This window comes from Lactobacillus sp. ESL0246, from assembly GCF_003692965.1.
Taxonomy (GTDB): Bacteria; Bacillota; Bacilli; order Lactobacillales; family Lactobacillaceae; genus Lactobacillus.
This window is the reverse complement of sequence record NZ_REHC01000008.1, coordinates 117,570-136,376: the sequence shown is the minus strand read 5'-3', so window position 1 is coordinate 136,376 and position 18,807 is coordinate 117,570. Positions and strand designations below refer to the sequence as shown.

Below are 18,807 nucleotides of genomic sequence, written 5' to 3'. Positions count from 1 at the left end.
TTCTTGAATAATTTTTCTATTTCGTTTTGCTAGATTAATAGAAAAATGTTTTTACTTTAAAAATGTAAGAAAGAATATAATTGTCTTACAAGTTTACAATAACCGTATTTGATGATAAATCGAATGCGGTTATTTATATACAATGTAAACAAACGGATATATTTTTGTGATTTGAGAAAATATAAAAAAACACCCAAGATACGCATTTAGCAGTATTTTGGGTGTTTTATCAAATTTTGTAATTATTTATTTTTCATGATAGGTTGGTAGAAGAGATCAATAATTACTGCGGCTATGAGTGCGACAACAAAAGTAAGTAATAAATTAGTTAAATTGATTTTAGTCATCGCAATACCAAATAGTGCAAGAATTATTGTTAAAACAATGTCTGCAAGCTGAGTTAGACCAACTGATTTTGAGGGGTAATCCTGCCAGAAGTAATGTTTTGTACGAGTAATAAGAATAATAAACATTGCGCTCAATACCAAAAAGACATATACCATTGTTGATACTGTTCCATGACTATATCCATGGGTATTGAGAAAATCTATTCCTAATATTCCTATTAGAGTCCAACCAATGGCAAGTGAAAATGCAATTTTGGCTAATTTAGCCATATTCCAATTTTCAGGCTTATAAGTAATATGAGTGCGATCGGTTCCGATCATCATAGTAACCATATTATTCATAATAGTATATATGACCATTGCATTTAGAGCCATTGGAATGTAGTCGAAGAAAAGGTAGCCGAAGGTCAAGATCATAGTCAATTGAGCCGTTCGTGCAAGTTTTGTCAATGACCAGGTAGTCATACGCTGGTAGACACGGTGGCCTGCATCCAGAATTTTAACAATCGAAGTTAAACCATCATTTAGTAAGACCATTTTTCCCGATCGCTTAGCAACATCTGCAGCATTTGAAACGGCAATTCCAACTTCGGCTTGTTTCAATGCAGGCGAGTCATTAACACCATCTCCTGTCATACCAACAATATAACCCTTGCTTTGGAAAAATTTAACTACACGTAATTTATCTTCTGGGAGAACATCAGCAATTCCAGCAAGTGTCTCCATGTCTGTCTGATCATTAAAATTATGGATTGAAATAACTTGTCCTTGCAATTCAACTTGTTTTGCTACGGCTTCAGCCGTTTTTTGATTATCTCCAGTTAACATAATTGGTAAAACGCCACGTTTTTTGAGTTCAGCTAATGCTTTTTTTGAATCAGGACGAACTTTATCTTGTAAAATAAAGACACCAGCTAATTTATCATCAACTAAAAGAGCAACGGACCGTCCAGCACTAAAATCAATATCCTTAACTTTATCATTTGCACTTGGATCAATTCTTGACAACTGTTTAAATGAACCTAGCTTAATATTATGATTATCAATATTAGCCATTGAATATCCAGTAGCAGACGTGAAAGGAGAGAAGTTATCAGTTGACTTCATCTTTAAATCATTACTTAAGATAAAATCTTCAATCGCGTTATCAATAATTTTTTTGTTTCTTTGATCAACAGCTGCAGAGGCTAATTGCAAAATGATATTGTCATCAAGTTCACTAAAATTAATCCATTGCGAAACGGCAGTTTTATTTTCTGTAATTGTACCGGTTTTATCAAGTAAAATCAGATTTAAATTAGCTGCATCTTGAATTCCCGTTAAATCGGAGGTTAATACTCCTTCCTTACTTAATCTGGTCGCCTCAAATGAATTAGAAAGTGCAAAAGTTGAGGGCATAGCGACTGGAATAGAGGCAATAAACATCATAGCTAAGAATGGTAACATGTTAATCAGATTTTGAATGTCGCCACCCTTAAAAAATGAAGCAATAACAATTACAAGTGTTAAAATCCCATCTAATATACAAAGATAGTAAATAATTTTAGTTAATAATTGCTGTAAATGTCCCGGTGCAGCTGAATTATTGATCAAATTAATAGTTTTTCCTGAACGAGAATTAGCTCCAGTTGCAACAACTACTGCTAAGCCATTACCTTCAGTCACAGTAGTACCGGCAAAAGCAGTATCGGGAGGATTTTTGCGAACAGTTTTAGATTCACCAGTGATTGAACTTTCATCACTTGAAATTTGACCGTCAATTAATTTTACGTCAGCAGCAAGAACATCTCCCTGTTGAATACTTATTAAATCGCCAGGAACTAGGTATTTTGAATCAATATTTTGCCATTGACCATCGCGCTTAACGGAATTTGTAGGTGTCAATTTGTGTGAAATATCGTTTAGGACACGTCGCGATTGTTTTTTCTTTGAAGCACCATTCCAGGCAGCGAAAAGCAACATTAGTAACACGAAAAAAGATTGGATCCATTTACCTAAAATGCATTCTAAAAGTAGAGCTGCCTCCAAAATCCAAGCTGATAAATTCCACAATTTAGATAAAAATTCTTTAAAAAAATTGAATTGAGGTTCTGGGACTTCATTAAGTCCATTTTTTTTAAGAAGTTTATCTGCTTCGGCTTGACTTAAGCCGTTATTTTTTTCAGACATAATTACCCTTTCTTGATATTATAAATAATCTTTATCTAAATTAGCACAATTAGTTGATTTTTTCTAGCAAATGGGAGTAGACAAGTAGGGGAGTATTTAAACTTGCTAAATTTGAAAAAACTTTATGTAAGCCTAATTCTGTGATTGTTAAGCTTTAATTTTTGGGGGATTTTGCAATTAGCTAGTAATTTTTAAAAGCATTCTTTTATTGGAAACAAAAAAGCTTGCATCGCAAGCTTTTTTGAATTGACTAGTTAGTCTTTATCAACATTATCTGGGAATGTAGCTAAACGCTCACCTTCGCCAAGCTCTTCTTCAATTTCAAGTAGACGGTTGTACTTTTCAACACGTTCTGAACGAGCTGGGGCCCCAGTCTTCAATTGACCACCGTTAACGGCAACTGCAAAATCAGCGATAAACGTGTCGCCGGTTTCACCTGAACGGTGGGAAATCATGGTGTTGTAACCATTCTTACGTGAAAGTCGAATAGTTTCCAATGTTTCAGTAACAGTACCGATTTGATTTAACTTAATTAATGAAGCATTACCGGCACCTTCCTTAATGGCTTTGTTTAAAAGCTTAGGATTAGTACAGATGAAATCGTCCAAAACAATTTGAATTCTGTCTTTGTGACTTTGGGTAAACTTAATCATACCTTCTACGTCATTTTCGTCGTATGGGTCTTCAATTGAAATTAATTCTGGGAATTCTTCCAATAACTTGTCATAGTAATCAGCTAATTGATCATCATCAAAGACTTTACCTTCAAAGTGATATTTGCCATCTTCTTTGTTGTAGAAATATGAAGCAGCACAGTCACATGCAATAGCAATGTCTTCACCTGGTTTGTAACCAGCTTTAACAATAGCATCATGTAATGCTTGCAAAGCTTCTTCTGAGTTCTTCATGTTAGGAGCAAAACCACCCTCATCGCCAAGGCCAGTTTCGTAACCCATGTCTTCAAGAACTTTCTTCAAAGTATGGTAAGTGTTAACGATCTTTTCAAAACCATCACGGAATGATGTCTTTTTAACAGGGGTGATCATGAATTCTTGAACATCGATGCCGTTGTCAGCATGCTCACCACCATTGATAACATTGTGGAAAGTTTGTGGCATTTCTAGATCAGTTCCGCCAAGGTATCTGTACAAAGGTTGGTGACTATCTTTAGCAGCAGCAGCGGCAGTTGCCATAGATACACCTAAAATTGCGTTAGCACCAAGTTTAGCCTTGTTTGGGGTACCATCTAATTCAATCATAACGTGGTCAATGTTAGCTTGATCGTGTGGATCTAAGCCTTTTAATGCTTTAGCAATCTTAGTATTGACATTTTCAACTGCTTTAGAAACACCTTTACCGCCAACACGTTTACCACCATCACGCAATTCAACAGCTTCGTTTTCACCAGTTGAAGCACCTGATGGAACTTCGGCTTTTCCAACTACACCATTTGAAAGGGTAACAAAAGCCTCAACAGTTGGGTTACCACGTGAATCATAGATTTCCAGTGCATGAACATTTTCAATGACTGATTTTAACATCTAAAAACCTCCTAAATATTAAATGTTGTGCAACCGCACATACATTATTGGAGCAACAGCTCCATCTCTACAAAATAAATTTTAGACTAAGTTTGTGATTATGTAAACATTTGTAAACGATTTCTAATATTAAAAATTTCCAAAAACATTTTGTCGCTTTTTCTAGCATTTTGCATTATTATTTAACTATACAAATTAAAGTTTAGTTGGTTTATTTGATTTAAGGATATACAATACATGGAAAAAGTAAAATTAATAGTAGATTCAAGTGCTAATGAACAAGCATCTGACAAGTTAACGGTAGTTCCATTAACAATAACAATTGCTGGTCAAGATTTTATCGATAATGAAAACCTTGATATGGAAACCTTTATTTCTGATATGAACAAAAATACTGAAGAAGGTAAGACCTCATGCCCTAGCATTAATGACTGGCTTGAAGCACTTGAAGGAAGTACAAAGGCAATTATGTTAACAATAACTAGCGGATTAAGCGGCAGCTTTTCTTCTGCTTATCAAGCAAAACAGATTTATGAAAAGGATCATCCTGGTAGTAGCGTAATTGTTGTAGATTCAAGAACTGCTGGTCCAGAGGTTGCAATGATTCAACATAAGATTGAACACCTAGCTGAAAGTCAAGTTCGTTTTTTGGATTTGGAACAAAAAATTGCAAAATATAAAACGCATACCCATTTATTGTTTATCCTGCAATCGCTACATAATTTGGCATTAAATGGCCGTGTTAATATGGCCGTGGCTAAGGTTGCTAAGATGTTAAAAATTGATTTAGTAGGCACAGCAAGTGAAGAGGGGAAACTGGAACCAATTTCCAAAGTTCGGGGTATGAAACGAGCTTTAGGAGAAGTTATAAAGCTGATGACTGAAATGAAATATCAAGGGGGGCGAGTAATTATTGATCATTGTAAGAATGAAAAAGATGCAAATATATTAAAGGATAAAATAATTGCATTGTATCCAGATGCTAATATAGTTATTCGACCAATGATGGGATTATGTGCCTTTTATGGAGAAGAGGGAAGCCTGATGATTGGCTTTGAAGGATAAATGAGTAAAATTGACAGAAGCACTTTGTTTCTGGGTACTAAAAATTAAAAATGAACAGACTGGCTTTTAAAGAAAGCCATTTTTGTTTCAAAAAATCAGAAAACGCTATAAAAGTAATTTCACCACAAGTTATTATTGCAACTAAGCTTGAAGAACAAGAAGATCTTTTAAAAAAGTACCAAACATCGCTTAAATTAAAAGCAATGTTTGGTACTTTTTTAGTTTAATTAGTTGAATTCTTAGGGAAACAAAAGAAAAATTTGCTGTGATAAGGTAAAACAGAAGACAGCTAAAGAAGTTGCACCAATAACGTCTGAAGGATAGTGGGCTTTAAGACTAAGTCGAGAAATGACCACCATAACCCAAATCACAGTCAAAGTAATTAAAAGTCCACTACCAAGTTCACTTGCAAATATTTTCCATATAATAAGAACCATTATTGTGGTTCCTAAAACATGTCCACTGGGAAAACTATAGCCGTCTTCAAGGTTTGAATGTTTAATAGGACGTTTCCGGTGCATCCATTTCTTAAGTAGCAGTCCAGTTAAATCCGTAAAACCTAGGGTAAAAAGAACCCAAAAAGCAGTTAGATTTTTTTCTTCATTGATTAAAAAGCTGGCAAGAAAAATATCCCAAACTACTAAGAGTTTTGGATCATTGATGAAAGTAATTATTTGCCAGCTAAAACCATCATGTTGCCCAACTAATTTGTGATGGAGCCAATGGTCAAACAAATTAAATCGACGTGAGTTTCTAACATTAAAAATAAGTAGTACCAGTATTAGAGCGGACATAATTGCAACCCAGATGTTTAAATACAAGATAAATCCCTACCTATCAAACTTTAACTTTATTTGACTGTATTTTAACAGTTACCGAGGTTTCAATATACTTTAAAGTACACTCTTGAGTAAAAATTAAGAAAATTGCTAGTTATAAATGTTTTTTGTCATTAACTTGTTATTGGTTTAGTTAGAATTATAAACAATTAATTTTAAAAATTTAGTCAAATGTAATTGAATATTCCTAGGCAAAAATATTTTTTGCTTCATTAAAATATTTCTGCATGACTTAATAAATCAAGCTCTAATGCATGTCTTAGAAACTTAGCTTGAAAAAATGCCGACTTTGATTATAAGATATTATAATCTTAAAAGTCTAAATAGGAGAAATTAGAGGATGAAAAAACAAGAAACAGTTTTACTGAATTACTCTAACTTGTTTTTGTTTAGTTTTGTGAAAGTACGATTTTTTAGATTATTTAGTTAACTTTTTTAAATAATATTAATTTAAGAGAGGAATTAATTATGAAAAATGCAACAAAAAAATACAATTTTATTTGCTAAAAAATGCGGATTTAATTGAAATACGCGGAGGCAAACATTCTGAAACAAATTTATTAAATAAATACATACATAAATACATGGGTTTTTTTAGAAGTCTCAAAGACTAAAGAAATTAAAGCTAAAGGGTTTTTATTATAATCAAAAATAATTTTGTTCTACTTAAAATTAATAAAAACATATTACTGCTACCTATAGACTTATAGCAAAGATTGTCTAATGAAAAAGTTGATTAATCTAAGAGAGAAGTAGGCTAGAAATTATTTTTTGTGAGTTTTTTTATATTAAAAGGACTAAAAAAAACTATTGTTGTAATAATAAATGTGGTAATCAAAACATATGTAATTGAAGCTAAAGTAACTAAAATATTATTTATATAATCTGTCGAATAAGAAGAAAAAAGGTAGTTGTTTTTAAATAATAAACAGCAATTTAGTATAAGAAAAATAAAAATAGAACATAAAAGAAGGACAAGTGCTTTTGGTTTAGAAAATTTACTCCATTCAGAATAAAAATTAAGATAAACAATATTGATTATAAAAGCTATAAATGGAGTATATTTAATAATCAATTTAAATCCAAAAAATCTCAGATAAGTCATTACGGCAAATGCACATAATAATAAATATAGTATAACGGTTAACGGCTTATTTTTCTTTTTTACATTATTGTCTTTTTTTAATTTTGTATCTTGTATACTACCTAGCTCATCAAGTGAAATTTCAAATATACTACAAAGCTTAGAAAGCATTTCAATATTTGGTGTACTACGATCATTTTCCCAGCTTGATACTGTTTTACGAGAAACTAGTAATTTTTTAGCTAATTGTTCTTGTGTAAGACCATATTTAATACGATAATGTTTAATTTTGTCTCCTAACTCCATCTTTATGACTTTCTATTAAAAAATTTAAATCATGTGTACATACATAATGATATTCAAGCATTATTGGTTTAAAAAGACAATATAATATTTAAAAATTATAAAAGATAAATTTTATATTAATTATTTGTGATTTTTTCAGTACCAATTGTTGAGATGATATTTTTTTAGAAATCATTTTTATGGCTTACTGTAGAGTACATCAAGTAATAACTTTTAATATCATACTATTGAAAATGTTTTTTTAAAAAATTGTTTGGGTGCATAGAAGAGGTGAGACTAAAATGAAAAAAAACGGGATTATAGAAAGCTTAATGGATATCCATAACCATATTTCTAAATGGAAAAGATTAAATATGGATAAATTAGAGAAAAAAAATACTTTTCTAAAATTCGATTCCCGTTTATGGTTCTGTGTTTTCATGGTATTGCAAGATTTAAATTTTAATTATGGGGGTAACGAATCTGCAAGTGTTATGGGCCCACTTTTTGTTTTTGATGTATTTGCAGAAATATGGACTGGCTTTTGTTATCAATGTGCTATCATTAAAGAAATTAACGCTAATAATATCAACGATTCAATGAAAAGATGGATTTTAATTAATACATCTATAAGAATGAGCTTGATTATTGTTAGCATCATGCTTTCAATTTGTACTTATACTAAAATGAAATTTAATCTTTGGTCAGTATTAATATTTTCAATAATAGCTAGCTTAATAGGAGATGGACTTCAAGTTTGTTTTTTAATAAAGAAAAACTGTTGGGAAAATTAATGTTACTTTGAATTTTCGAATAAGTTTCAAAAATCGCGAGAAAAATGTTAATAATTGTTTGTCTTTGCTTAAATTCTTTTGCATCAAATAATAATCCGTTTTTCAAAAAATTTATTAAGCAATTTCTACATGACTTAATAAATCAAGCTCTAATGCATATCTTAGAAACTTAGCTTGAAAAAATGCCAACTTTGATTATAAGATATTATAATCTTAGAAGTTCAAACTAGGAGGAATTAGAGGATGAAAAAACAAGAAACAGTTTTCGAGGCGTTAAAAGATATTTATCATCATCTGAAAGAATGGTCAGATCCTAGCTCTGCTTTAAAAAAGGGTAATCTCTTGCCACTGGCGATTGTAATTTTTTGTTTTTCAATTCTAATTGTCTATATTCCGCAAGAGCCATTCATTTTTTCTGGAACAATTCTTGAAAATTTACAACTTGGAAATAGACCTGATATTAATTATTCAGATATTAGTGAAGCATGTCGAATTGCACAAATAAAAAATGATATTGAGTCTATGCCATTGCAGTACAACACAAAGCTAGATGAAAATAGTGCCGGACTGTCAGGTGGTCAAAAGCAGCGTTTGACTATTGCAAGAGCACTACTTTCTCCAGCACAAGTGCTAATTTTTGATGAATCGACAAGTAATTTAGATGCTCTAACTGAAGCAAATTTGGTGAATGAACTACTTAAGCTTCGTAAAACTGTAATCTTTATTGCTCACCGTTTATCGATTGCACGGAAAACTAATAATATTGTAGTTTTAAAAAAAGGAAGAATAGCTGAACAAGGTAGCCACTACAAATTATTAACCAAAAAGGGTGAATACTACCGGCTTTTGAATGCAACAGGTGAGTTAAATGAATAAATATGAACTAGAAAGCAGTGATTATTATAACAAGCATTTTAAGAATTTTTCTATAATAATTATTTTACCAAGTATAATTTTATTACTGATACTAGTGATTTTATTTTCATTTTTACCACATGAGTCAGTGTTAAAGTTAAAAGGTCAGATTGAGCCCATTGGTATAATTGAAACAATTCAAATGAATACTGAATTAAAACCTAAACAAAAATACTATTTTGAAGGTCAAAAGGTAAAACAAGGGCAGGTATTAGCTTCGTATAGAAATTCTAAAAACAGAATAGTAAAAATGAAGGCCAAGCAATCAGGCCTAGTTCATGTGGATTTTTTAAAAAAAGCTAAGCAAATAAACGAAATAATAGAAATTTATCCTAAATTAGGAGTAAACGATAGGGTAAAAATCATAGCCTTTGTGCCAAGTAACAACATTAGTTTAATAAAAAAAGGACAGGAACTGATATTAAATATTAAACAAAGTGAATCTTTAACAACATCTATTTTTGGAAAAATTAATACAGTGGGGATAAAGTCTATTACTATAGGTAATAATGATTTTTATTTAGTTGAGGCTCAAACCAAATTATCAGCTAAGCAGGCGAAAATAATTCGCTACGGCATGAAGGGTGATGCAGCAATTCTAATAAAAAAAGAAAACGCTCTATCTTATTTTATAAATCAATTATTTAGAAAAAATTAAAAAGGCGGTTTTATATGCTGAAAATTGAACATCTTAGTAAAAAGTTTGGTGACAAGGTCGCACTGGATGATATTGGTTTTGTAGCTGAATCCGGTAAAATTTTAGGACTAATTGGTCAAAATGGTGCTGGTAAAACTACAACTTTTCATAGTATTTTGAACTTTATTAGCTATGACGGTAAGATTTCCTGGGAAAATAAACAGATAAATGAAGATAATTTTGATCAAATTGGTTATTTACCTGAAGAGCGCAGTTTGATGAAAGAGTTGACGCTTCAAAATCAAATTATTTATTATGCTCAACTCAAAGGGATGAAAAAGCAAGATATTTTAAGTAAAATCGATGCTTGGCTAGATCGCTTTGAGGTCAATGGAAATAAATCTGACAAAATAAAGACTTTATCAAAGGGTAATCAGCAGAAAGTACAGTTGATCTGTACTTTGATTCATCAACCAAAATTAATTATCTTAGACGAACCATTTAGTGGGCTTGATCCAATTAATGCGGAATTACTAAAAACGGCAATTCTAGACGCTAAGAATAATGGAGCTATCATTATTTATTCAAGTCATGATATGGTGAATGTTGAGGAAATTTGCGATTCACTTTTGATGCTCAGAAAAGGCCAGGTAATTTTAAAAGGTCCGGTTGAAGAAGTTCGAAATTCGTTTTCTAAAAATGAAATTCTTGTCAAAACAGCTACACCGCTAGCAGAACTAATTAAATTGCCACATGTTCAAACTGTTGAGCAGAGGAAAAATAATCGCTATTTATTAAGAATAGATGACGAAAAAAGCGGTCCAGAAGTCTTTGCAGCTTTGACAAAAGATCAGTATATTGAAGAATATCAGCAGCAAGCACCAACTTTAGCTGAAATTTTTCGGATGAAAGCGAGTGAGAAGAATGCGTAAATTTGCTATTGTTGTTTGGCACACATTTTACAAACAAGTAAAATCATGGTCATTCGTGATGTTATTTTCAGTACCACTTTTGCTCTTAGCTGTTACATTTGGAACCGAATACTTCATTATTAACAGCATGGGTGACACTTATGCTGTTGTCAGCAATAATCCGGAGATAAGTAAACCTTTTGTAAAAGCTAATGTTGAAGATTACGTTGATGACACTATCAAAACAGTTTCAATTGCTAAAAAGAGTTTACAAAATGTTGATATTGACGGTTATGTTGATATTGAAGTTAAACGTGGTCAAATTCAAGCCGATTATTTTGGTACTAAGAAAATTGATTCAAAGTTTAAAAAGAGATTAGTAAAATACCTGAAACAACTTCAAAATGAGCGTAGCAAGAAAGATTCTAAACTAAACTCATCTCAGACTCATCTGACTCCAGTATTAAGCGAGCACTTGCAGAAGATGACCATTAATCTCGGTGAAGATCCTTATCTATTTTTATCGACTATATTTGGAATTATGTTTGTTATCGTTGGTATTTATACTAATATTACCGCACAAGAAATTGCTGCTGATAAAGGGACAAAGATAATTGAGGTTATTTTTTCAAGCATTTCTGCCGTTAAATATTTCACTGGAAAAATTACTGGCATTTTAGGGCTTGTAGTTTTTCAATTATTGATTTATTTAATCATTGGAGCTACTGGGCTAGAAATGATTAAACATATACCGCAAGCTGCTCCTTTTATGGCGCAAACTAATTTATTAGCTTACGCCCGAGATATTGTCCAAAGTCTTTTAGGAATTAAACTAGTATATCTTTTATTGGGAATAATTCTATTCATGATTTTGGCGGCATATTGTGGAGCAGTGGTCAAACGGACAGAAGATGCTTCAAAAGCTGCACAGCCAGTTACTTACTTCTCATTTGTTATCTTATTTATTGGATTAATATCAAGCAATATCAGTACACTAAAGAATCCGATTATAGTTTTTTTATCCTTTATTCCTGGATTCTCATCGTTTTTCATGCCTTTACGCTTAATTACTAAAACGGCTAATAATTGGGAGAGTGCCTTTTCTTTACTTATTTTAATTGGATGCATTGGTTTATTAGTATTTTCTGTTGGCAAATCATATAAACGGTTAATGTTGCAAAACGATAGTAAGCCATTTTGGCAAAAATTAAAGAAGTCATAGTTAAAATGGATAACAATTATAAGAACAAATTTGGCAAAATTGTAAAATTAATTTTGCAGTTTTGCCAATATCATGTATAATTATGATTGTTGTGGAGAGTTGGCAGAGTGGTAATGCACCGGACTCGAAATCCGGCGAACCAAGTATTCCTTGGCGCGCAGGTTCAAATCCTGTACTCTCCTTAATACAGTGCTTGAAAGCATTGATATAACAGCATTTAAAATATAAATGTTCGCCAAATGTTCGCCAAAGTAATAAAAATGACTTATCTAAATTAATAGATAGGTCATTTTTATATCTCATTAAGTATGTTCTCGATTTTGTCATTTTGCTGAGCTTTATATTCTTCTAACATGTAAGCATATGCTTTGGCTGTTATGGTCATATTTGAGTGTCCTAAGCGTTTAGAAATAGCATATAGGTCAATTCCTTTAAAAAGAAGCATAGCCACATGTGTGTGTCTTAGACTATGAAAATGAAAGCCGCTTCTATTGATATTGCATTCTTTTAAGTGGATGCGCAAAACTTTATTTATGCCAGCGGGTGATGGAAGCTTACCATTTTTGTCTGCGAAGACAAATTTTGGATTATTAGTGTTAAGCTGTTGCAATAAGTTTAGCAAACTATCATTGACTCTAATCGTTCTAACAGAAGAGGGGGTTTTAGGTTCTTTAAGCTTGTTATTGATATAATCGTAAGTCTTAGTGATTGAAATGGTATTTCTCTTGAAATTAATATCTGTCCATTCAAGAGCCATGATTTCGCCAATTCGCATTCCAGTATAAAGCGCAGTTATTATCATGTAACGACTAGTAAAACGTGGATTAATTTTATTTTCTAAATTTGCAAGTAATGCAACAACTTCTTTGTTAGTTAAATAATCAACTGTTCTAGTTTTGTCTTTATCCCAAATTAAATTAATACGTTTAGTAAAATTAGTAGTAATAATCTTATCAGCAATTGCGTCATTTACGCAAGCGCTAATTGTACTATGATTTTTTTGTACTGTTATTTTAGCGTGTTTGCTACCATATTCGTTAATAAATTTTTGATATTGAGATCGACTAATTTTACTTAGTTTTTGATTTTTAAAATATTCTTTTAGGTGCTTGTAAATTTGGTAATATCTATCAACAGAAGTGGTTGTTTTGCCAGGGATGCGATAAGTTTTGGCCCAATCTAAAAAGTATTCAATAAAAATAGGGTCATAATTTGTTATTTGATTTTTATCTTTAGCAACTTCGAATTCATTAGCCCACTTTTTAGCTTGAGTCTTAGTAGCAAAGCCACTTTTGGTTTTATACTTCCTAGTATTGTCTGTGTCATACCACGACACTTGTGCCTGCCAACTGTTGCCGCGTTTTTTGAAATATGCCATATTTATTTTCCTTTTAAAATTTGCTAAAATAGGGTAGACAAAAAGCTTTGGCTAATTGTCTACAATGTGAAGCCTTTAAGAATAGTTTTCCAGACGAGTTCTTAAGGGCTTTTTTGTTTTAAATTTTTTGTTGTTTAAGGTATTATTCTTTCTGTTTGTAATCTCCTTTTTTAATAAAAATCTTTATACTATCCATAAAATCAGTTAAAAAAGAAACTGTTATCTTTATTGAACTTTCTATACTTTGTATTGAAAGTTTTTCTCCCTCGGTTTCAAAAGATGTATTGCCATGTGATAAATGGTTTCTTACGATTTTTTGTTCATCCATTGCATAATGGATGAAACTGTTATCATCTTTTTCTTTAAAATCTATATTATATTTTCTACATAACTTAAAGATTTGCTCTTTGTTAATATTACCACCGGGCAAATATACGCTCTCCCATGATTCAAATTTAGAATCAAAATCTAAGTAATTATCATTTTTTAATATAGAATCAACTATGCAAGTTACTTTTTTTTTATATGTTGTGTAACTTGCGTTCGGGTCAAATAGGCCGTTTGTTTTAATATCAATCCATAAATTCTTAAACGGATCAGTTACGATATTATAATTTATTTTTTCATTTACTATAGTATCTATAATTGCTTGAAAAGCAATACGAACTGTTGATTCGCTTAAGTTATACAACATTATGATAATCAGAGATTTTAAGATGTTAAGATAAGTATCAGAGCTATTTAAAGTCTGTTTTTTGGTTAACTCTTTTATTTTGCATAAAACTAAATTAATTTCGTTAATTCGCTTTTGAAATTCTTTTTCCATATTATTTTTTTAACAGTTTTTCTTTTACAAAATTTATTCTTCTAAGTAAATTAGCTTTATTATTTGCAGAATCAGAAGAAGTTATATCTTTAAATTCTTTTCCGTTTATCCAATTCATGTTTTTGACACTTAAATTTTTTTCTTTCTGTAAAGCTAAATTTATTCCTACAGCTAAAGCTTCAAATCGGGCAGAAGGAACTGTGTTTGAATTTTTACTTTTTCTAAAGCCATATGGAAGATTATTACTGGCAAATTCAAATGTACGTTGAAATGCATTGCTCATTTCTTTTTTTGGAAACTCTTTTTCGTTCTTTTTCGTAAATTTATCAATAAATTCTTTTACCTTTCCATCATAATAGTTATTTACAAAATCACTATCACAATAAGCAAAAAATCTTATTATATATTCATAATTAGTTTTTCTTTTAAGCAATTTATCGTTAAAAGGCACAACTTTTTGAAAAGTTTCATCTTCGGCTAATTTTTTTACAAATGAGATAAATGGTCCTTCATATGTGGAAAGTCGCACTTCCATAGGATTTGCTTTTACTCCCTGAGTATTAATTCTTTTGAATAGTTCTTTTCTACTTTCAGGAGAAGTTTCTTTACTAAGAATAACAATTCGTAGAGAAGTATTATCAAATTCTCTTTTTATATTAATTGGCAAGTCCTCATATTTTAAACCATTGAACTCATTAAGAACTTCTAAACTTTGCAATGTTAAATCATTATTTGTAAAGTCGTTTAATGTATTCAACCTTTGGGCACCGTCAACTACTTCCATTTGTCCTGTGCTAGAAAGTATCGAAAAAAACATCATAGGTATAGGTAGTCCAAGTAAAATTGATTCTACTAAATTAGATTGGCTATCCTTGGTCCAAATAAATTTTCTTTGATAATCCGGAATGTTTATAACATTCTCTTTAAATTCTTCCATAATATATTTTATTGGAAAATCACGTATGTTATATTCTATGGTTTTGTTTTTAGCTGTAAATTGCTTCTGTATCTGTTTTATTTTGTTTTTACTCATTATTGTAAACGCTTTCTATAATGGATTTACCGATGCTTTTAGCTAATTCAACTGGTACAGCATTACCTATTTGCAAGGCAATTTTTCTTTTAGTGTTTTTTTTACTTTCGTTTTTTGGAAAAAAAACATAATCTTTTGGAAAAGTCTGTAATAAGGCTCCTTCTCTCAAAGAAAGAGCTCGGTCTTGCTCTGGATGACCAAAGCGACCATTGCCATATCCAAAATATTGTGTAGTAATAGTAGGTCCCGGTTCGTCCCATTTCATTCTTCCGTATACACTTTTATATGTTTGACCTGATTTCTTTTTATATGCTTTAGGTAATAATTTAGGATCCCAATCCATCCAAGTTCCCCCTGGCTTTGATTGCTTGATTCTTTCCATATTAATGCTATTCAATTTGGCAGCAGTATGTAGGGGATCATTCTTTGATGTTTCGCCAGCTTTGATCGGAGGGAGGTAATCTATTGCATCTCTGACCGTTGGATAATTTGTTTTGTTGTATAGGGGTGAGATTAACTTTATCTCGAATGCTTTACAGGCTAAAAGAACTAAACGCTTTCTTTTTTGGGGTACGCCATAATCTGGTGCATAAACAATTTTCCAATTAATTTTATAGCCGCATTCTTGTAGTGTAGATAAAAATTCTAAGAATATTTTTTCTTTGGCCATTTGGGGAACGTTTTCCATAGTTACAATGTCGGGCTTAATAAATTTAACAATATTTCCAAAATATCCCAATAAGTCCATTTTATTTTGTAGTACATCTTTTCCCTTATATCTATAACTATAGGATGAAAAAGGCTGACAAGGTGCACATCCTGCTAATACTTTTATATCGGTATCATTAGGATATAGTGATTCTATAAAACTGGGAGATATTTCTTTAATATCAGCATTGTAAAATTTAGAATTATTATTTTGGGTATAGGCATATTCACAACTTTTTTCTATATCTATACCTGCTACTACGTTTATACCTGCTTTTTGTAAACCAAGTGTTAGACCACCAACTCCACAGAATAGGTCTATTGCATTAATTTTCATTTTATTTCACCTCTCAATATATTTTATGCCAGAAAACTATAAAACCCGTAATTTTGCTTATTTATCAATTAATAGTAAGTTTTCCAGACGAGCTATTAGTGGATTTTTTGTGTTGTCTGTCGATTATAAGTTAAGAATTTGTTTTTTCTTAGCAGCGAATTCTTCCTCAGTAAGAATACCGGTATCTAATAGCTCTTTTAATTGTTTTAATTCTTCAATCTCGTTCATTGATGAATTAGAAGCTTCTTGAGTCGAAGACTGGTTGCTTTGATTTTTAAATTTTTTGCTTAGCTTTTTCAATCCGATTGTCAACGTTACTCATTATTCTTTCTCCAAAGTATTGCCATAGGTTTAACGTCACTGGTGTTGTGGACAAAATTACTCTTTTCTTTATATTTTCAATCAAATATAATAATTATATATATGAAATAATAATTTTGTGAAGGAGTATACTATGAAGAAAATTATTACAATTATTTCTGCTGTGGTTGCAAGTTTGTCATTAGCGGGATGCTCTAGTTCCTCTACTAACAAGAGTAATAATCTAACAAGAGTAATAATCAATCTAAAACATCCACAGTTAAACCTAAGCCAAAGTATTATTTTGATGGCAAAAAGGCAAGTATCCGTGATTTAGATATAACTATTACAAAAGTTAAGTTTTTTAAAGGATTAACTCCTAAAAGTAAAAAGCAAATCGTTTTTGAATATATTGTAAAAAATAAGAGTAATAAAAAGATTGATATTACTAATGCATGGTTAGCCGTATTCAATGCATATCAAGATAATAAAAATACAGATGGCAAACTAGTAGTTGGCTCAACACCTTTGAATTATGCTGGTAAAATCTTGAATAATCAAAATAAGTCTATAAAAAAGGGTGGAAAACTTGAAGGTGCTATTGCCTATAACCTTGATAGTAATAAGATTCCCGTTACTTTGAAAGCTACTAAAGGTGTTGATGGACCAAAAATTGGTCAAAAGACATTCAAACTTGGAAAGTTTACAGCTCAAAGTAACAAGCTTGGAGTAAATTAAATTTAGCAGAATAACTGCTGTGCTATAGAAGTACAGCAGTTTTTATCTTTCTAAATATATTTACTTTTCCATTCGTTAAAACTAATATTATCGATATATTCTCCCTTTCCCGTTTTCGGATTTCGTGCCCATCTTTCAGAGCTTTCAGGTAATCTTTCAATATACGGCGTTGTCGTACATCTACAACCAGGATGTATTAAAGGATAGTTGATACCTGTCTTTGTTTCTTTAATGTCGAATATTTTTCCGTCTAAGTTACCACATATAGAGCAAGTTTTTGTATCAAGTGTAGCTAGAAAAGAATATTGCTTTATGCCACTATCTAAATATTCTTGATAGGTTGCATTTTCTAACTCTTCGGCTTCTTTGACTTTGTTATAATGATACTTAATCGGGCCAATTCCTGCCCAAGTTTTATCGGTTTTATGGTTATGAATAATTTTTTGTTTGTTTTTTAGAAGTTGTTTTCCATCTAAAGTTAGTCTTTTTTCAGTAGATAATAATCCGTAGCGTTGCAGTTTTTTAATACTTTCATTAGCATTAATTCCATATTCTCTATAAAAGTAAAGCGGAATACTATTAGTATTTTTTCGAGATGTTAACCACCATAATAAAACTATTTCGCCCGTAACAAGCTTTATGCCCTTAAAAATCTGATTTTTCATGTAAGCACGTGGTACGGGGGCGGAAGTATTCCAATTATTTAAAACATATTCAGCTGATTCTTCATCTTTAATATAAGGAATATTATTATAGTTATTTTCTCGGTATTTGTCTTCAAGCTTAGTAATATAGTTTTTCTTTTTTTGTTTAGCAGCTATAATCTGAGAAGATTTTGTAAGCATATACTTTTTATGTTTAGATTGCTGAGCTTTTTTCAACATTAAACTATGTATAATTTTTTTAAGTTTCATAAGTATATTTCATATCCTATTCCATTAAGTATAGTGCATAACAAAATCATTGTTATTAATATTTTTAGCCATTATATTTTTCCTAAAACTTTCTCCTTAATATCAATGGACAGCTTAATGATTTTATATTTTAGGAAAGAAATAATTAATATCAATATTAAATTCCTTAGCTATTTTAAAAAGCATTTCCGAATTAACATTTCTTAATCCATTTTCATATCTGGAAACATTTATGCGTAAAGTGCCAATTTTGTCTGCAAAGGTTTGCTGATCCATATCTAATGACTTACGCAATTTTTTTATTTGTAGACCAATGTACTTTGATATTTTTATTTCATCTTTAATTTTTTTAGATTGGATAATTTCAGGATGATAGTTTACATACACCTTTGAAATTGCATGAAAATATCTTTTTAATTCATCCGGAACTTCTCCAAGATATGGTAAATCTATGTCTTGCCAGGATATGCCATCCTTGTTAGAAGGAGATTTATCTTTCAATAAATATTCTGGAGTTGTATTTGAAACTGTTTCCTCATTCAATCCTATTAAGTTATCTAAAGAAACATCAAAATAATCAGCTAATAATTTTAAAGAAGAAAGTTTGGGTTCTTCCTTATCGTTTTCCCAACGTGAGAGCCTACCTTTTGATATTTTTGCATTTGAATATTTAGAATTTAATGCTTGTGCTAACTGCTCTAAAGTTAATTTTTTACTGTTCCTGTACGCTTTTAATTTAGAACCTAAATTTGCCATTATTTATT

Annotated in this window: 18 protein-coding genes, 1 tRNA gene and 2 pseudogenes; 10 read left to right on the top strand and 11 right to left on the bottom strand. The window is 31.0% G+C overall.

Annotated features, from left to right (window positions below):
- Window positions 1-242 precede the first annotated feature (242 nt).
- Window positions 243-2,516 carry an HAD-IC family P-type ATPase gene (locus F5ESL0246_RS04725; RefSeq protein ID WP_122018371.1) on the bottom strand — a complete coding sequence of 758 codons (2,274 nt, stop codon included), beginning with the start codon at window positions 2,514-2,516 and terminating at the stop codon, window positions 243-245.
- Between the two features lie 254 nt (window positions 2,517-2,770).
- On the bottom strand, window positions 2,771-4,057 hold the full coding sequence (gene eno / locus F5ESL0246_RS04720; protein ID WP_122018370.1) for a phosphopyruvate hydratase: 1,287 nt from the start codon (window positions 4,055-4,057) through the stop codon (window positions 2,771-2,773).
- 237 nt (window positions 4,058-4,294) lie between these two features.
- Here eno and F5ESL0246_RS04715 point away from each other — a divergent pair, with 237 nt between their 5' ends.
- Entirely contained in the window at window positions 4,295-5,122 is an 828-nt protein-coding gene (locus tag F5ESL0246_RS04715) for a DegV family protein (RefSeq protein ID WP_122018369.1), read from the top strand.
- A 50-nt stretch (window positions 5,123-5,172) separates the two neighbouring features.
- Complete coding sequence (locus F5ESL0246_RS08245; protein WP_158592797.1) at window positions 5,173-5,349, top strand: hypothetical protein; 177 nt, start codon at window positions 5,173-5,175, stop codon at window positions 5,347-5,349.
- A gap of 12 nt (window positions 5,350-5,361) precedes the next feature.
- On the opposite strand, the gene F5ESL0246_RS04710 is transcribed toward F5ESL0246_RS08245, so the two are convergent.
- Complete coding sequence (locus F5ESL0246_RS04710; protein WP_122018567.1) at window positions 5,362-5,916, bottom strand: phosphatase PAP2 family protein; 555 nt, start codon at window positions 5,914-5,916, stop codon at window positions 5,362-5,364.
- An 802-nt stretch (window positions 5,917-6,718) separates the two neighbouring features.
- A complete protein-coding gene (locus tag F5ESL0246_RS04705; RefSeq protein WP_122018368.1) occupies window positions 6,719-7,351 on the bottom strand; it encodes a helix-turn-helix transcriptional regulator in 633 nt (210 codons plus the stop codon).
- Between the two features lie 281 nt (window positions 7,352-7,632).
- Between F5ESL0246_RS04705 and F5ESL0246_RS04700 the strand changes: the two genes are divergently transcribed.
- The 6 genes and pseudogenes from F5ESL0246_RS04700 (at window position 7,633) to F5ESL0246_RS04675 (ending at window position 11,991) form a co-directional block, all read left to right on the top strand.
- Complete coding sequence (locus F5ESL0246_RS04700; RefSeq protein ID WP_122018367.1) at window positions 7,633-8,124, top strand: hypothetical protein; 492 nt, start codon at window positions 7,633-7,635, stop codon at window positions 8,122-8,124.
- 381 nt (window positions 8,125-8,505) lie between these two features.
- Window positions 8,506-9,000, top strand: a pseudogene (locus F5ESL0246_RS04695) (ATP-binding cassette domain-containing protein); the annotation flags it as partial.
- Window positions 8,993-9,697: an HlyD family efflux transporter periplasmic adaptor subunit gene (locus F5ESL0246_RS04690; protein WP_122018365.1), complete on the top strand. Its 705-nt coding sequence runs from the start codon at window positions 8,993-8,995 to the stop codon at window positions 9,695-9,697. The pseudogene F5ESL0246_RS04695 and the gene F5ESL0246_RS04690, both read left to right, overlap by 8 nt.
- A 14-nt stretch (window positions 9,698-9,711) precedes the next feature.
- Window positions 9,712-10,608 carry an ABC transporter ATP-binding protein gene (locus F5ESL0246_RS04685; RefSeq protein ID WP_122018364.1) on the top strand — a complete coding sequence of 299 codons (897 nt, stop codon included), beginning with the start codon at window positions 9,712-9,714 and terminating at the stop codon, window positions 10,606-10,608.
- The gene (locus F5ESL0246_RS04680) at window positions 10,601-11,809 is read left to right on the top strand and encodes an ABC transporter permease (protein ID WP_122018363.1); all 1,209 of its coding nucleotides are present in this window, start codon (window positions 10,601-10,603) and stop codon (window positions 11,807-11,809) included. The genes F5ESL0246_RS04685 and F5ESL0246_RS04680 overlap by 8 nt, the downstream gene beginning before the upstream one ends.
- Window positions 11,810-11,902: 93 nt before the next feature.
- Window positions 11,903-11,991, top strand: a tRNA-Ser gene (locus tag F5ESL0246_RS04675).
- Between the two features lie 110 nt (window positions 11,992-12,101).
- On the opposite strand, the gene F5ESL0246_RS04670 is transcribed toward F5ESL0246_RS04675, so the two are convergent.
- The 5 genes from F5ESL0246_RS04670 to F5ESL0246_RS08525 all read right to left on the bottom strand — a co-directional run bounded on the left by F5ESL0246_RS04670 (window position 12,102) and on the right by F5ESL0246_RS08525 (window position 16,403).
- Window positions 12,102-13,187 carry a tyrosine-type recombinase/integrase gene (locus F5ESL0246_RS04670; protein ID WP_122018362.1) on the bottom strand — a complete coding sequence of 362 codons (1,086 nt, stop codon included), beginning with the start codon at window positions 13,185-13,187 and terminating at the stop codon, window positions 12,102-12,104.
- A 142-nt stretch (window positions 13,188-13,329) separates the two neighbouring features.
- Complete coding sequence (locus tag F5ESL0246_RS04665; protein ID WP_122018361.1) at window positions 13,330-14,013, bottom strand: MAE_28990/MAE_18760 family HEPN-like nuclease; 684 nt, start codon at window positions 14,011-14,013, stop codon at window positions 13,330-13,332.
- Window position 14,014: 1 nt separating this feature from the next.
- Complete coding sequence (locus F5ESL0246_RS04660; RefSeq protein ID WP_122018360.1) at window positions 14,015-15,046, bottom strand: DUF262 domain-containing protein; 1,032 nt, start codon at window positions 15,044-15,046, stop codon at window positions 14,015-14,017.
- Window positions 15,039-16,091 carry a DNA cytosine methyltransferase gene (locus F5ESL0246_RS04655; RefSeq protein WP_122018359.1) on the bottom strand — a complete coding sequence of 351 codons (1,053 nt, stop codon included), beginning with the start codon at window positions 16,089-16,091 and terminating at the stop codon, window positions 15,039-15,041. Before F5ESL0246_RS04655 ends, F5ESL0246_RS04660 begins: the two co-directional genes overlap by 8 nt.
- A gap of 123 nt (window positions 16,092-16,214) precedes the next feature.
- A complete protein-coding gene (locus tag F5ESL0246_RS08525; RefSeq protein ID WP_370448555.1) occupies window positions 16,215-16,403 on the bottom strand; it encodes an SHOCT domain-containing protein in 189 nt (62 codons plus the stop codon).
- A gap of 142 nt (window positions 16,404-16,545) precedes the next feature.
- Here F5ESL0246_RS08525 and F5ESL0246_RS04645 point away from each other — a divergent pair, with 142 nt between their 5' ends.
- Both F5ESL0246_RS04645 and F5ESL0246_RS08240 read left to right on the top strand, forming a co-directional pair.
- Window positions 16,546-16,728, top strand: a complete 183-nt coding sequence (locus F5ESL0246_RS04645; protein ID WP_122018358.1) for a hypothetical protein — start codon at window positions 16,546-16,548, stop codon at window positions 16,726-16,728.
- Window positions 16,713-17,129: pseudogene (locus tag F5ESL0246_RS08240) on the top strand (DUF5067 domain-containing protein); the annotation flags it as partial. The gene F5ESL0246_RS04645 and the pseudogene F5ESL0246_RS08240, both read left to right, overlap by 16 nt.
- A gap of 50 nt (window positions 17,130-17,179) precedes the next feature.
- Here the strand turns inward: F5ESL0246_RS08240 and F5ESL0246_RS04635 are convergent.
- Together F5ESL0246_RS04635 and F5ESL0246_RS04630 are read right to left on the bottom strand one after the other, a co-directional pair.
- The gene (locus tag F5ESL0246_RS04635) at window positions 17,180-18,043 is read right to left on the bottom strand and encodes a minor capsid protein (RefSeq protein ID WP_122018356.1); all 864 of its coding nucleotides are present in this window, start codon (window positions 18,041-18,043) and stop codon (window positions 17,180-17,182) included.
- A 123-nt stretch (window positions 18,044-18,166) separates the two neighbouring features.
- Window positions 18,167-18,799 carry a helix-turn-helix domain-containing protein gene (locus F5ESL0246_RS04630; protein ID WP_122018355.1) on the bottom strand — a complete coding sequence of 211 codons (633 nt, stop codon included), beginning with the start codon at window positions 18,797-18,799 and terminating at the stop codon, window positions 18,167-18,169.
- Between the last annotated feature and the right edge of the window lie 8 nt (window positions 18,800-18,807).